This is a genomic window from Nitrobacter sp. 62-23, assembly GCF_001897285.1.
GTDB lineage: Bacteria > Pseudomonadota > Alphaproteobacteria > Rhizobiales > Xanthobacteraceae > Nitrobacter.
On the sequence record NZ_MKSM01000100.1, the window covers coordinates 66,081 to 80,193 of the forward strand.

Consider the following 14,113-nt stretch of genomic DNA (forward strand, 5'->3'; position numbering starts at 1 on the left):
GCGGACGCAGTTCAGGTCGATGACTGGCGTCCGTTGAGGATGATGAAATAGACGTTACGGAAATATACCACAAGTCCGAGAGCCTGGCCGGCAATGAACACCGGATCGCGCCGGTACAACGCGTAGGCCAGAAGAAGCGTCCCGCCTCCGATCGAGAAAAACCAGAACGCAACCGGGATCACGCTTTTTCGCGCGCGCTCCGAAGCGATCCACTGCACGACAAAACGCATCGTGAAGAGCGCTTGCGCGACGAAGCCGAGCACGACCCAGCCGTCGAACTTGGTGACGAATACATCGTAGAGATAGCTGGACAGCATACCGACCGTATCAGTCATGACCCATGATCTCGGTTGCAACAGGCGTGGATTTTTTCCGTCGGATCAGCCACCACACGCCGGCGAGGTCCATGATCCCGATCCACAGTCGATCGAAGAAGCCATAGTTCGACACGCCCGAACGTCGTGGCCGATCGGTCACGTCGACGTAGGCGACGTCATAGCCTTCACGCCGCACCAGCGCCGGCAGAAACCGGTGCAGGCCATCGAAGTAAGGCAGTGACAGGAACACCTCCCGCCGCAAGGCTTTCAATCCGCAGCCGGTGTCGCGCGTGCCGTCGCTCAGTATCCGGCTTCGCACCCCATTGGCGATCCGCGACTGAAATTTCTTGAATCCGGTATCCTTGCGTCCGACGCGCTGGCCGGCGGCAAGACCGATGCGTGCGCCGCCGTTTTCGATCGCCGCTATCAGGTCAGGCAAAAACGCCGGATTGTTCTGGCCGTCGCCGTCGAGCGTCGCAACGATCGTGCCGCGCGCCGCGCGCACCCCGGTCCGGATCGCCGCCGATTGTCCTGATGATTTTTCATGGCGGATCTGACGCACGTTGCCGCGCCGGGCCATGATCACCGCCAGCCGCTCGCCGGTCGCGTCGGTCGAGCCATCATTAACGTAGACGATTTCGTAATTCCATCGTCCGTCGAGCGCCGCGGTGATCTCCTCGACGAGAGGCGCGACATTGTCCGCCTCGTTGCGCACGGGCACAACAATGGAAACCGTCGGCACAGTCGTGCTGTTAGGCATGTCGTCGTTCATTGTTCCGATTGGTCCGCCGCTCAGATCCCCACGCAAAGTGGTCTGGCCGCGTCCGCTTCTTATGGCGCGCAAGCGCTGTGAGCAACCCTTTATGGGCCTTCCGCGAGATATCCTAACGCGTTCCCTCCGAGCGGAAGATGGCGATCGAAATCGTTTTGCCCTGCGAGAAATTATAGCCGTCGATGCGCGTCGCGACGTTGTAGCGCAATCCGATCGCTTCGGCGCGCTGCGCGAAGGCTCGTTCTGAACGGGATTCGACGAGCGCGAACCGGCAGCTTCCGTGACCAAGGAAATCGGCTGCGCCGGCGCCGTCGGTCAATAACGTCGAAGTTCCCGTCATGAAGACCAGGCTTGGCTCATGGTAGCCCGCCGCGGCGACCTTCGGCCCCACGCATACGACATTTCGCAGCGCGCGCGCGACCTCGGGACTCGGAAACAGCGGCGTCAGCGCCGCGACAATGATCCCGTAGACCGATGCACTCAGAAAAAGCGCGGCCATGACCGCATTCAGCAAGGAGCGTTCCGCATTGCCGTCATCATAGAGCCACCATGCGAACAATCCGGAGATCAGGGCCGCGGCCGCAAAGGGCCATGCCAGAAACACAGGCTGGCGCGTCAGGGTAATCGTCGCGATGATCGCGAGCACCAGGGTGATCGCCGGGATGGCGAACCACCACGCAGTACCCTTCCTGAGCCAGGATATGGACAGCAGGCGGCGCTCCAGCGCCCAGACCGACAGGATCGCGATTGGCGGATAAAGCGGCAGCACATAATGCGGCAGTTTGGTCAACACCAGTTCGAACACGATCCATGATGGAATCAGCCACGCCAGCAGAAATCGCACCTCCGGCTGCCGCCGCTCGCGCCAGACAGCGGGCGCCGCCAGCCCCGCCAGGGGCGCGCCGGGCCAGAACGTGATCCAGAACAGCAGGAAGTAGGTTCCGGGCGGCGCCCCGTGAGATTCCTGCGCCGCGAGCTTGCTCAGCATGTCGCCGCCGATCGAGTCCGCAAAAAACGTATCGCCGGCGCGCAGGAAAATCGCGACGAACCACGGCATGACGAGGACCAGCATCCACATCAGCCCCCAGACAGGCTGCAGACGCCTTAGCCACGCCGCCGAACGATCGAGAACAGCGACGGTCCCGATCGCCAGTCCCACAAACATCAGGATCAACGGACCTTTTAGCAAAATCCCCCCGGCGAGCGCGGTCCAGAAGATCGCCGGAGATATCCAGGATTGACGCTCGAGGTTTCCGCTCCTCTGCCACGATAGATAAACCCGCGCGAGCGCCCCCATCGCGGCAATCACGGTCAGCAGCAGCATGGCGTCGGTCTTTGCCAGCCGCGCTTCCACTCCGAGCAATACCGAACTGCACATCATGAGCGCGGCCAGAACGGCGCCGCGCCGCGACACGAAGGCAAGCGCCGTCCAGTAGGTCAGAAGCACCGCGCCGATCGCCCCGATCAGGGATGGAACGCGATACAACCAGATACGGATCTGCGCCCGCGGCAGTCCGAGCGACGATGCTGTTTCGACGGCGGCCGCCTGCAGCCAGTAAATGCCGACCGGCTTCTTGTAGCGCACCTCGTCCTGGAAGCGGATGTCGACGAAATCCCCGGTCTCGACCATTTGCTTGGTCGCCTGCGCGAAACGCGCCTCATCGCGGTCGATCGGCGGGATGTTGAAGAAGCCGGGCAGAAAGAACAGCAGGCCGACGATGGTCAGAAAGAGCGCCGACCTGATATGACTGGCGGCCACGAAATCGACCACAAATGCCAGTCCACGCCCCGGATTGACCGGAGTCTTCGGTTCGCGCGCTTGTCCAAATCGGGGACGGGAAAGGGTCTCGGCCATGGGGCTCCGCATACGCTGAACCCAACGCAGGGACAACCGCTTAGCCCGTCACTATTGAATTCTGATCGTAACTGTGTCCGCCGCGCCAACAGCATCCATGACGGTCAGCCGGACAAAGCCGGGCCCGGGCGGTTCGACCATCCGCTGACGGCGGCCTTCGATCTCTCCGACTGCTTTTCCGTTGACCAGCATGGTCATCGGAAGGACGCCGCCGGCGACCTTCACCGGCAGCGCGGACAGCTTTGTGCCGTCCCCGCCTCCGGAATCAATCCGCGAACCGTTCAGCGGAAACTGGATGCGGAGCCTGTGCTCGTTGCCGGTCCGGATCAGTTCGCCCGCGGGGCGAAATCGCCGTAACGGCAGCGGCAGCTTCGCATTGCCGGCGATCAGGGTTCCGCGTGGAGCTTTCGGCAATGACGCCAGCAGCTTGCCGGTACGAGCAAAAGCATCGAACAAAACCGGCGCGGCCGCCACGCGCCCGATCAGACCGGGGACCGGCGCGCCATCCGGACGGCCGACCCAGACGCCGACCGTCATACGGCCGTCAAAGCCGATCGACCACGCGTCGCGATAGCCGTAGCTGGTGCCGGTCTTGAAGGCGATCCGGTTCCGAACCGCGTTTTCCGGCGGCGGCGTCCCCAACAGGACGTTGCCCACCTGCCATGCCGCGACCGCATCCATCAACCGCAAAGGCTCCCGATTGCCGCCATCGTCGCGCACGATTTCACGCAAGGATAACACGGTGCCCAACCTCGGAATGCCGGAATAGGCCTGCACCAGGTCATGCAGCGTCACCCCGACGCCACCTAGTCCTATCGCCAGCCCCGGAACCTCGTCCTTGGGCAGCACCAGGCCCGTGCCTGCCTGTTTCAGCCGCGACGACAACCGGCTGGCGCCGACGCGGTCGAGCAGTTCGATCGCCGGAACGTTGAGCGACAATTGCAGGGCACGGCGCACCGCGACCGTGCCCTGAAACGTCATGTCGAAGTTTTCCGGCGCATAGCTGCCGAACCGGACCGGGCGATCGTCGATCAGGCTGTCGGGGTGAACGAACCCGTCTTCGAACGCCAGCCCGTAGATAAAAGGCTTCAGCGTCGAGCCCGGCGAGCGCACGGCCTGGGTCATGTCCACCTGCCCGGCCCGTCGTTCGTCGAAATAGTCGGCGGAGCCGACATGGGCCAGTACGTCGCCGGTGGCGTTGTCGATCGCGATGATTCCGATGGAAATATCGGACCCAAGCGCGGCCGCGCGATCCCGCGCCAGCGTTTCGAGCGCCCGTTGCAATCCGGACTCGAGGGTCAGCCTGATGACGCTCGCGTCCTTGACCGTCGCCAGCGCCCGATCGGTCGAATGCGGCGCCAGCATCGGAAACGGGTTGCGCCTGCGCATGACCGGCACCGTCTTGGCCTGCGCGGCATCTTCCGCCGAGATGCGTGATTCCTCGACCATGCGTTCGAGCACGCGGTCGCGGGCGGCGCGCGCCGCCGTCGGGTGCCGGTCGAGACGGCGCCTTTCCGGCGATTGCGGCAGGGCGACGAGCAGCGCCACCTCCGCGAGCGACAGCCGTTTCGGCTCCTTCCCGAAATAGGCGATGGAGGCCGCGCGAATGCCTTCAAGGTTGCCGCCGAACGGCGCAAGCGTCAGATAAAGGTTGAGGATCTCATCCTTGGACAATTCATGCTCGAGCTGAAACGCACGCACGATCTGACGCAGCTTGGCGTGAATCGAACGTTGACGGCGCGGTTCGATCAGCCGGGCAAGCTGCATGGTGATGGTCGATCCGCCCGAGACGATGTGGCCGCGGGTCAGGAGTTGCAGCGCGGCGCGCCCGAGCGCGAACGGATCGACGCCCGCGTGCGAATAGAAGCGCTGATCTTCATAACCCAGGAGCAGGTTGAGATATCCGGGATCGACGTCGGTCCTGGCATCGACCGGCAGTCGCCACCGTCCATTGGCCATGGCGAAGGCGCGCAGCAATTTGCCGTTGCGATCGAGCACCGTGGTCGAGACCTCGCGCGCCGCCGCGAGCGGCGGAGGTCCCAGCGAGACGATCCAGGCCGCCGCCGCGACGGTGATCACGACCGTCACGATTGCAATGACCATAGCCGCCAGTTTCACGCGTCGAAAGCTGCGCGGCCGTATCGTCGTCGCTGTGGTGCCGGATACGGTCATTTCGCGGCACGCACCTCGACACGGCCGGTGCCGGTGCGCCCGTAGCGCGAGGGATTGTACATATCCTCGACATAGGCTTGCGGCAGAACGTACTTGCCCGGCGACACCGCCCGCACGACATAGGCGACAGTAAACACCGCCTTGTCGTTGGCGGCGCGATCGAAGGCTGCGGTGAACCGATCGTCGCGAAATTCGGTGTTGACCGGCTGCTGGCCATCCTCGATCCAGTCGAGAGTGCCGGCGTCGCCGGACGAGACCAGGTTGGGATTGTCGATTTCGAAACCTGCCGGAAGATAGTCGGCCACCATGATGTGACCATAGGCCGGCTTGGCCTCCGTGATCTTGAGCACGACCGCGAACCGGTCGTTCTGCCTGGCCTGAGCCGGATCCGCAGGCGTACCGTCGAGGGTGAAATAGTTTCGTTCGATCGCAAAGCCGTTCGATGTCGGCGGTTCCGGACTTACCGGCGCACCGGCCACGGAAATCACCGCCTGCACCGGCGCATCGCCGGTGTTGGTGATCCTGATCGGCTTGCCGGTCATCTCATCCGCCTTGTAGCTGCGATAGAGCGCGGTCTTGACCGGGGCGCCGGCGACTTCGAGCGACATGGTCTCCTTGGCAAGCGCCCTGGCCGCCAGCACCAGCCAGGCATTCTCTTGCGTGGACGTATAAGGCGTCAGTTCTCGCGCCGCCTCGACCCGCTGCACCGCTTGCGTCACCGTGGCACGCGGCGCGTTGCCCTCGCCCGCGAGCGACACCAGCGCCGCCGCATCGCGCAGAGTCGAGCCATAATCCGTGCGGCCGAACTCGATAGCGGGTTTCGGCGCGAGACTCTGGGCCGCCGCCGCGTACACGCGTTCCGCCCGCGCCCGGTCTCCCACTAGGGCAAGCGCCGCCGCCAATTGCGCCTTGGCGATCGGCGTCGCCAGATTGTCCAGCTTGGTATCGGCGAGATAGCGGAGGTCTCCGATCGGCGCGGTCCCGTTCCTGGCGAGAACGTAAAGTCCGTAAGCCAGATCGCGGCCGCCGTCCTTCTCCGGCTCTGGCGCGTTTACTACAGAATTGCGAACACGATCGAGCGCGCTCTTGAACAGGACATCGGGAACCGCAAATCCCTTTTCGCGGGCGCGGGTCAGGAAGTCGGTGACATAGGCGTCGAGCCACGGATCGTCGCCGCCTGATGACCACAAGCCGAACGAGCCGTTCGAGCCCTGCCGCGCCAGCAGGCGGTCGATCGAACTCTTGATACGGTCATCGACGCTCGTGTCCATCGCGAGGTGCGCGCCGGCCGCAAGATCGTTGACATAGAGCAGCGGCATCGCGCGGCTGGCGATCTGCTCGGAACAGCCGAAGGGATAACGGTCGAGGGCTTTGAGAACGGTCGCCGCATCCAGCGCCGACGACAGGCTGACGGACATCGACACCCCGCCCGTACCCGCCACGAGGTCGGAGAACATGTCAGAGGTCAGCGTCAGGCTGTCGCCTTTCGCCAGCGTGCGGACCGAGCGGCGCGCCAAAATCTGGGTCGCGGGCTTGACGTCGAGATCATAGTGCCGCGCCAGCGTCAGTCCGTTCGGTCCCTTGATATCGACGTCGAATTGCGCGGTGCCGGCAGCCCCGCCGGCATCGAGCGCCAGCGCCATCGAGCTGCGCTGCCTGGCCGCAAGTTTGATGGTGGTCGCGGGATTGCCCGCCATTTTGACAGGCCCGGAGGTTTTTACATTTACGGTGTAGTCGCCCGGCGCGCCCTCGACGTTGTCGAGATCGAAGCTCAGGGTTCCCTGATCGCCGGTCAGCAGGAAGCGCGGCAAGGTCGCCGTCAGCACCACCGGGTCGCGCACGGTGACGTCGATTGTCGCTCGCCCCAGTCTGGTCGCGCTCCAGGCTACCGCCATCACGCGCGCAGTGCCGGCGAATTCCGGAATGTCGAAGCTGATCTCGGCGGTGCCGTCGGCCGCCACGGTGACGATACCGGAATAGAGCGCGAGCGGCTTCTGCGTCGGCGGGCTGCCCTGCAACTCAGCCCCCGCCGAATCGCCACCGGTCCTGAGCTGGCCGCGCGTGCCTTGCATCCCGTCGATCAGTTGCCCGTAGAGATCGCGGATTTCCGAGGTCATGCGGCGCTGACCAAGATAGTAGTCGTCAGGCGCGGGAGGCTTGTAATTGGTGAGATTGAGAATGCCGACATCGACGGCGGCAACCACGATCTTGGCGTCTTCGCCAGGGCTTAGACCGCCGATCCTCACAGGCAGCTTCAGCGTCGTCGACGGCCGCACCAGTGCCGGCGGCGACAGGCTGACCGAAAGCGTACGCGCCGCCTTGTCGATGCCGAACCATTTGATGCCGATCGCGCGGCCCGGCATCCGCCGGGCTTCAACGTCGAGCGGCCGGCGCAGCGTCGCAACCACATAAGCGCCGGTGCCCCAATCCTCGCCGATCGGAATCTTGACCTGAGAGGTGCCTTCCCTGATGTCGGCGGTCTGGGTGGTCAGCAGCCGATCGCCGAGAACGTTGATCGTGAGTTTACCGGCGGTCCGCGCATTGACCGAAACGGTCATGGTATCGCCGGACCGGTAGTCCGGTTTGTCGATCGAGGTTTCCAAAAGATCGGGCGTGTCGGCGCTGCCATCGGAATACCAGCCGACATCGAACTGAACCGAGGTCAGCGGACCATTCGGATCGGACGATTTCACATCGAGCCGGTAGCGTCCGGGCTGGGGAGAAAATTCGATCCGTGCGGGCTTGTTCGCGGCAATCGAGAGGTCGCCATCGGAAACACGTTTGGTCGATTTCACCGGCTCGTATTCCCACGCCGAATCCTGACGATACCACTGATATCTGCTTTCGAGCTTGAGCAGTTCATAGCGCAGGCCGTCGCGCGCGAGCGAGGTGCCGTCCGGCGCGACGAACGCGACGTCAAATGCCGCCTTGTCGCCTTCGGCGACGTTCCTGTCGGCAAACAGCGGCTTCACGCCGATCATGGCGGCGGCCGGGGCAACCGGAAGCACGAGCTTCCGCTCGACCGCGCGCCCGCCGGCTTCCGCCATGCGAATGAAAATCTGCGCTTCCTGCGGGCGGGTCGATGACGGCGGCGCGGCGAGGCTGACCGGAAACGTGGCGACGCCGTTTGCATCGGCTTCGGGCAGGTTCTCGATCGGCGTGCGCTCGTTGCTGGTGCTCTCCTCGTCATCAGCGACGCCGAACTGATAGCCGGCATAACCCGGGCGGCTCTCGGCGGGAGCCACCAGCATATCACCTTCGAGTTGCAGGCCGGATGCCGGCGCGCCGTAGAGGAAATGGCCGTCGACCTTTAGTTCGACCGGAGCCTCAGCCGTGATCTGCTTCGCCTTGGTTGTTAAGTCGAATTCGATCCTGTCCGGCACATAATCTTCGACCATGAAGGTGGTTTCGCCCACCGATCGCCCCTTCGGGTCGGTAAAGGCGCGAACCCGCCAGGTCCCGGTGGGCACGGCCGAGTTGAGCGGCAGGCTCAGGCTTCGTCCGCCGGCGCCCTGATCGGCCAGCACGGCGCGGCGGAATTCGACCCCGTCGGGTCGTTCGACCACGAGCGTCAGCGGCCCGCCGGTCACGGCATTGCCCTGCCCGTCGCGCAACAGCGCCGTGAGGAAGACTGTTTCCCCGGAACGATACACGCCCCGCTCGGCATAAACGAAAGCGTCGGCGCCTTCGGGCACCGTTCGACCCGAGACGCCCCGGTCGGTCAGGTCGAACGCGTTCGATTTCAGGCTGAGGAACGCATAATCGGCCTTGTCGGTACTCACCGTCAGCAGCGCCGGCGACAGCCCGCCCTCGCCGCGGGCGAGACCCGGCTCGAACAGCGCATGGCCGGATTCGTCGGTCTTGCGGGTCGCCAGAATCTCGTTGTTACGGGCGATCAGGCGGACCTCCGCCTTGCCCACCGCATCGGTCGTCGCCAGCGAATTGACGAAGACGTGGATGCCGTCATTGCCGGAATAGGCAGTCAGGCCCAGATCGGAGACGATGAACCACTGGGTCGCCAGCGAACCGGACTCGTCGTCGCTCGCCGAGCCGGGTGCTTTGGGCGCGGCCGTCATCACGTAGACGCCGGGCTGCAGGTTCCCGAGCGCCTCGTCGACGGGGAACGCGGTCGTCACATCGGCGTTCAGCGTGGAAGCTGTCGTGATCTCGCCGGACCAGACCTTGACCCCGCGCTCGTTGCCGAGGTCCGACAATTGATACCCGCTGAGCGTCTTCTGGAAGTCGCTGTCGATCACGGTGTTGATCAGATTGCGGTCGCCGATTCGGAACACCTGCACCGACACGGCTTGCGTGTTCACACTGACCAGCGGAATGCCGCGCTGACCGGTGCGTGGCAGAACGTAGGCGCGCCCGGTGAAGCGGACAAACGGCTTGCGGTCCCGCACATAGACATTGAATTCGGCGGATTTCGGCAGGCTTTCCTTGACCGTCGAGGGCAGGCCGGCACGCAGATTGATGTTGTAACGCTCGCCGTGCTTGAGTCCGTCGACGCAAAGCTGCTTGTCCTCCGACGACAGCGCCGGCTGATCGGTGCCGGCAAGCGTCACGAACGGTGAAAAGTCGGTTCGCTTGGCGAGGTCCTCCGAGAACTGGAAGCAAATCCGCGGCGAGGCGGAATCCGAATCCACGGTGTAATCAAGCAGCCGGAAGCCGTGGTCGTCGCGCATCTTTTCGTACTGCTCGCGAACGCCCGCGACCTCGCGCAGATCGAGCGACAGCCGCAGCGTATCGAGTGCCGGACGCCACAGCTTGCGCTCCGAGAAGGCGCGTCCGAGAACCGCCAGCGCGTCGGCCTCCGCACCGGGATCATGCGCCCGCTGGTAGGCGATGTAGGCGGCGGTGGAAGCCCGCTCCAGCAGGAAGGTCTGCTCCTGGCTCGTCGTCGGTTTGATCTGGAAAATCGTCCGCGCCAGCCGCAGCCAGTTGCCGCTGTCGTCGGGCGCGACGGTCGCGATCTGGCCGAGAATCTGAAGGCCGCTGCGAAAATCGGATCGCCTGAAGGCAGCGTCGGCATCGGTCCGCAGCGTCGGCGCCGACTTGGTGATGGTGCCGGCTTCGCTCTTGATCTGGGCCTCGAGCTTGATCGCTGCGTCGGCGAGATCGTCGCGCTTGAACGCCTTGTCCGCCGCATGCGCCGAAACCAGCCCAAAGGCCAGCACCGCACAGAGGACGACGGCACGAACCATCCCGGTCATGAAAAGCTCCCTGCGCGGACGCGTGCCGCCCGGTGTCATAATACCAGACGGCCTTGCCACCCCTTAAAGTCCGTAATGAATTCCAAGATTAAACGATACCAACAAACTCGTGATTCTCGAGAGGCTTAGGCCCATGATTTCCCTTGAAAGATACAAGGCATTGCAGCGATTTTTCCGAACCATCCTGCTGATGTCCAGAAATGCGCGGATAAGGTGACGGACTTAGGACCTTCCCGCTACTGTTGCCATGCACGACGGAAGCCGGGAGGAGCATGTTCGAAAGGGGTGTTCAAGCGGCCTCCAGATGACGGCATGATGTCTCATTCGCTATACGACGAACCTTGGATAAGCAGCAGGTCTCGCCCGCAGGTTCGTCGCCCGAGCGATCAGAATGGTTCGGATCGGGGCTTGGCGCGAGCACGGATTTTTCATATTGCGGTGATGTGAGCGGTCTTATGGTCCCGTAGCTCAACTGGATAGAGTAGCGGATTTCTACTCCGCGGGTTGCAGGTTCGAATCCTGCCGGGATCGCCATTTTACGACAGCGAAAACTGCTTGTTGATCAATAGCATGATCAAGCGACCTGAACCGCTCATGGTGGCTTGAAAACAGGAACAGAACGGGACGAAACGAGACCTTTGGGGATGATTCAGGACCAAAAGTCCCGAGGAAAGTCCCGAGGTCGCCCGCCGTCACAGCCGGCGGTGTTGTTCCTAAATGGAACACGGCATGGTAGTCCGGATGACATTCCATCTGGAGGACGAGTACCATGAGTGTCAAAACAGGCTGGATTATCGGAGGCGCGATCGTCGCGCTGCTGGTCATTCTTTCCTACGTCGACACCGGGAACGGCCAGCATCCGGCGAATATCCCAACGCAGACACAGCCGCAGTGATGAACTGTGTGCGGCTATTCCATCACTAAGCCGACCCCCAACAGCGCCAAGGCCAGCAGAAACAGCCATGGCGCGAATTCGTTGGTGCGATCGCAGAGGAACAGCCACATCGCCAGCAGGCACGTCAGGATGCCAAATAGCTGGAGGACGGGGCCAGCGCGGTCATGCCGGCCACCTGAATGCGATCGCGCCAGCGACAGAGCGTGGTCGTTCCCTCACCCGATGGCCGTCGTTGCCCGACTTGACGATCCAGCGACCGTCGGGAGTGCGGCCGGTGATGATCCCGACGATCGCCCCGGCATGCGGGCCATGAGCCGGCCGGCCGAACCCGGCCCACCAGCGCGCCAGGTTGCCGGCAGGATTGGCGACCCCGAGGTGCTTGCGCATCCACCAGCCGCACCAGGCGCGCGGACGACGCCAGTTGACCGCCCTCCCCGCGCCTTCGGCCATGACGCGGCGGAGGCCGGGAGGCATAGGCCTATACGTCTCGTTGGCGCGTGACGCTGCTCGTCCTTGCAGCCGCGACGTTTGTTGGAACCGGATTGTGGATGGCTGGCGTTTTTGGTGATCCGCCCGGCTCACGCCGTTACCCCGCCGGCTTTATGGTTGCGATCGGCTGACGGGGTGGGAATTCAGCGGGCAGAAGACGATTGTTCTGCACCTTCGCGACCCGGACCGCTTTCCTGCCAAAGGACCAATTGCCGTTTTGGCGGGAGCAAACCGAGCGCTGACAGGCGGCGACATATCGATTTCGCTGGCTGGCATGGATCGCAGCTTCCCGGAGGCCCTCGCCGCTATCCAGCGCTTCCGAACGCGCGACAGCGAATCGCCATCCCAAGCTGTTCCGTAAGCGATGCCATCGCAAGGCCTGACGCAAAGCAATGATCATCGCGACTCGCCATCTTGGCAAAGCCGAATGCTGATCCGCCCATTTCACGGTTGCTTGAAATTCGATCGCCAGTCACGCGTTGAGGGGAAAACCTCATTCAATTGAGCTGTCCGGTGGGTTAGTTTTGTCGTTGCGAGATTAAAATCAGCGAGGCAATTCATGTCCGACCAGAATGTTTCCGACAAGAAACCGCAACCCGACCCGGCGGAGGACAATGCGTTCTTTCCCTCAAGCTATTCGCTGAGCCAGTTCACCTCGCCGAAATCGGATTTGAACGGCGCTGATTATCCGACCCGCTATCAGGGCGGCAAGAAGGTGCTGATGATCGGCGCCGACGAGCGCTACCTGCTCACCGACAATGGCAGCTTCTTCTCAACCGGCAACCACCCGGTGGAAACGCTGCTGCCGATGTACCATCTCGACAAGGCCGGCTTCGGCTTCGACGTGGCGACGGTGTCGGGCAATCCGGTGAAGTTCGAATACTGGGCGATGCCGTCGGAGGATGCAGAGGTGAAGGGCTTCTTCACCAAATACCGTCCTCAGTTCAAGCAGCCCCTGACGCTGTCCGAAGTCATCTCGCGCGGGCTCGACGGCTATGCCGCAATCTTCATTCCGGGCGGGCATGGTGCGCTGATCGGCCTGCCCGAAAGCCGGGATGTCGGTGCCGTTCTGAAATGGGCGGCGGCGAACGACAGGTTCGTGATCTCGCTCTGCCACGGACCTGCGGCCTTCCTCGCGGTCGGCGACAGCGACATCTATCGCGGTTACGCGATCTGCGCCTTTCCGGATGCGCTCGACGAGAAGACGCCCGATATCGGCTACATGCCCGGCCACCTGACGTGGAAATTTGGCGAAAAGCTGAAGACGCTCGGCTTCAGGATATTGAACGACGACATCTCCGGCGCCGTGCATAAGGACCGCAGGCTGATCACCGGCGACAGCCCGCTGGCCGGCAATGCGCTCGGCAAGCTCGCGGCCGAGTCGCTGCTTGAAGACATCGCGGGCGAATGACGCACGCGGTCGACGAAGCCCTGTAGCAACAAGTACCGCGGCGATGACACCCTGCTCGGCTCGTTCAGAGCGAAATCAATCCGACGTCCGGTCCCCATCGGCTGGCGTCGCTCCGGCGACTGGTCAATGCACGGTTATCCAGGCTCGCGCATGGCGTTGCGCCGCGACAATCTCGGCCTCGGACATGAGAGCCGCGACTTCCCGGCGCATCGTAATCGCTTCGGCGTGGCCCTTGAGCGCCGCGAGGTTGAACCATTTATGCGCGGCCACCAGGTCGACCAGACCGGCCCGGCCGCTCGCCCAGTACAGGCCGCGCTCGAACAGAATATCCTGAATGGTGCCGGCATCCACCGGCGCCGTCGTGTCGAGATCGATATGCCCCTGAAACATCCCTCTGTTCCTTTTTTATAACCGCCCTGCTTCGAGCGCGGCCCCGTCCACTTGTTGTCGCCCCGCTGGTCCCGACCGCCGTTCACCGGCGTGCCGTCCAGACGCGCAGACCATGGCGGTAAAATTTGAAGAGCAGTTTAATCATCGCGATGAATCGAAGGTGAACGCTCCGGGCGGGAGCAGCCTGCGAAATCGAAAAAAGTCTTTGTTCTACGGGGACTTTCCTGATTTCGCAGAATTCGGTTTACCGTCGTGTTTGGCAAACCGGTAACTATCGCCAGAGGCGGTATCGTGCCCGATCCGGCGGAAGTGCAGAACTACAGCGTTTTCGAGCGAAGCATGTCGTCGGGCTTAATCCCGGGTGGATCCGCGTCCGCGTGAAGAAACCGCGCCGACACAATAATCCAGAGCTTCGCTCCTGATTCAGTCAGGAGCGAAACGCTCTGGCAACATCGTGAAAACCGCGGTCACGGCGGCGACGGCTACGATTCAAAAGACGGGGAAACAGCAACACCGGGGCTGAGCCACGCCGGCGGCAGGACGAGGGCGTCGGTGAACACGTCAGGACCAACTCTCACCGCAGCCGAGGCCGCTGG

Annotated in this window: 9 protein-coding genes and 1 tRNA gene; 3 read left to right on the plus strand and 7 right to left on the minus strand. The window is 63.2% G+C overall.

Annotation, left to right across the window (positions count from 1 at the left end; all coding sequences use genetic code 11):
* Positions 1-11: 11 nt before the first annotated feature.
* The 5 genes from BGO16_RS10385 to BGO16_RS10405 all read right to left on the minus strand — a co-directional run bounded on the left by BGO16_RS10385 (position 12) and on the right by BGO16_RS10405 (position 10,332).
* The gene (locus BGO16_RS10385) at positions 12-335 is read right to left on the minus strand and encodes a lipid-A-disaccharide synthase N-terminal domain-containing protein (protein WP_292610008.1); all 324 of its coding nucleotides are present in this window, start codon (positions 333-335) and stop codon (positions 12-14) included.
* Entirely contained in the window at positions 328-1,077 is a 750-nt protein-coding gene (locus BGO16_RS10390; protein WP_292618615.1) for a glycosyltransferase family 2 protein, read from the minus strand. Before BGO16_RS10390 ends, BGO16_RS10385 begins: the two co-directional genes overlap by 8 nt.
* 124 nt (positions 1,078-1,201) lie before the next feature.
* Complete coding sequence (locus BGO16_RS10395; RefSeq protein WP_292618617.1) at positions 1,202-2,944, minus strand: glycosyltransferase family 39 protein; 1,743 nt, start codon at positions 2,942-2,944, stop codon at positions 1,202-1,204.
* 51 nt (positions 2,945-2,995) lie between these two features.
* Entirely contained in the window at positions 2,996-5,116 is a 2,121-nt protein-coding gene (pbpC, locus tag BGO16_RS10400; RefSeq protein ID WP_292618618.1) for a penicillin-binding protein 1C, read from the minus strand.
* Positions 5,113-10,332 (minus strand): alpha-2-macroglobulin, encoded by a 5,220-nt coding sequence (locus BGO16_RS10405; protein ID WP_292618619.1) that lies wholly within the window; start codon positions 10,330-10,332, stop codon positions 5,113-5,115. Before BGO16_RS10405 ends, pbpC begins: the two co-directional genes overlap by 4 nt.
* 457 nt (positions 10,333-10,789) lie before the next feature.
* Here BGO16_RS10405 and BGO16_RS10410 point away from each other — a divergent pair.
* Together BGO16_RS10410 and BGO16_RS10415 are read left to right on the plus strand one after the other, a co-directional pair.
* A tRNA-Arg gene (locus tag BGO16_RS10410) sits at positions 10,790-10,866 on the plus strand.
* Positions 10,867-11,101: 235 nt separating this feature from the next.
* Positions 11,102-11,227, plus strand: a complete 126-nt coding sequence (locus tag BGO16_RS10415) for a hypothetical protein (RefSeq protein ID WP_292618620.1) — start codon at positions 11,102-11,104, stop codon at positions 11,225-11,227.
* A gap of 162 nt (positions 11,228-11,389) precedes the next feature.
* On the opposite strand, the gene BGO16_RS10420 is transcribed toward BGO16_RS10415, so the two are convergent.
* Entirely contained in the window at positions 11,390-11,701 is a 312-nt protein-coding gene (locus tag BGO16_RS10420; protein WP_292618621.1) for a hypothetical protein, read from the minus strand.
* A gap of 574 nt (positions 11,702-12,275) precedes the next feature.
* Between BGO16_RS10420 and hchA the strand changes: the two genes are divergently transcribed.
* The gene (gene hchA, locus BGO16_RS10425) at positions 12,276-13,127 is read left to right on the plus strand and encodes a glyoxalase III HchA (RefSeq protein ID WP_292618622.1); all 852 of its coding nucleotides are present in this window, start codon (positions 12,276-12,278) and stop codon (positions 13,125-13,127) included.
* 123 nt (positions 13,128-13,250) lie between these two features.
* Here hchA and BGO16_RS10430 read toward each other — a convergent pair whose 3' ends face one another.
* Entirely contained in the window at positions 13,251-13,517 is a 267-nt protein-coding gene (locus BGO16_RS10430; protein ID WP_292618624.1) for a hypothetical protein, read from the minus strand.
* Between the last annotated feature and the right edge of the window lie 596 nt (positions 13,518-14,113).

Coding starts and splice junctions, on each gene's coding strand:
- BGO16_RS10405 (WP_292618619.1), bottom strand. CDS start 10,332: ATGACCGGGATGGTTCGTGCCGTCGTCCTCTGTGCGGTGCTGGCCTTT.
- BGO16_RS10430 (WP_292618624.1), bottom strand. CDS start 13,517: ATGTTTCAGGGGCATATCGATCTCGACACGACGGCGCCGGTGGATGCC.
- BGO16_RS10395 (WP_292618617.1), bottom strand. CDS start 2,944: ATGGCCGAGACCCTTTCCCGTCCCCGATTTGGACAAGCGCGCGAACCG.
- BGO16_RS10390 (WP_292618615.1), bottom strand. CDS start 1,077: ATGCCTAACAGCACGACTGTGCCGACGGTTTCCATTGTTGTGCCCGTG.
- pbpC (WP_292618618.1), bottom strand. CDS start 5,116: ATGACCGTATCCGGCACCACAGCGACGACGATACGGCCGCGCAGCTTT.
- BGO16_RS10420 (WP_292618621.1), bottom strand. CDS start 11,701: ATGCCTCCCGGCCTCCGCCGCGTCATGGCCGAAGGCGCGGGGAGGGCG.
- hchA (WP_292618622.1), top strand. CDS start 12,276: ATGTCCGACCAGAATGTTTCCGACAAGAAACCGCAACCCGACCCGGCG.
- BGO16_RS10385 (WP_292610008.1), bottom strand. CDS start 335: ATGACTGATACGGTCGGTATGCTGTCCAGCTATCTCTACGATGTATTC.
- BGO16_RS10415 (WP_292618620.1), top strand. CDS start 11,102: ATGAGTGTCAAAACAGGCTGGATTATCGGAGGCGCGATCGTCGCGCTG.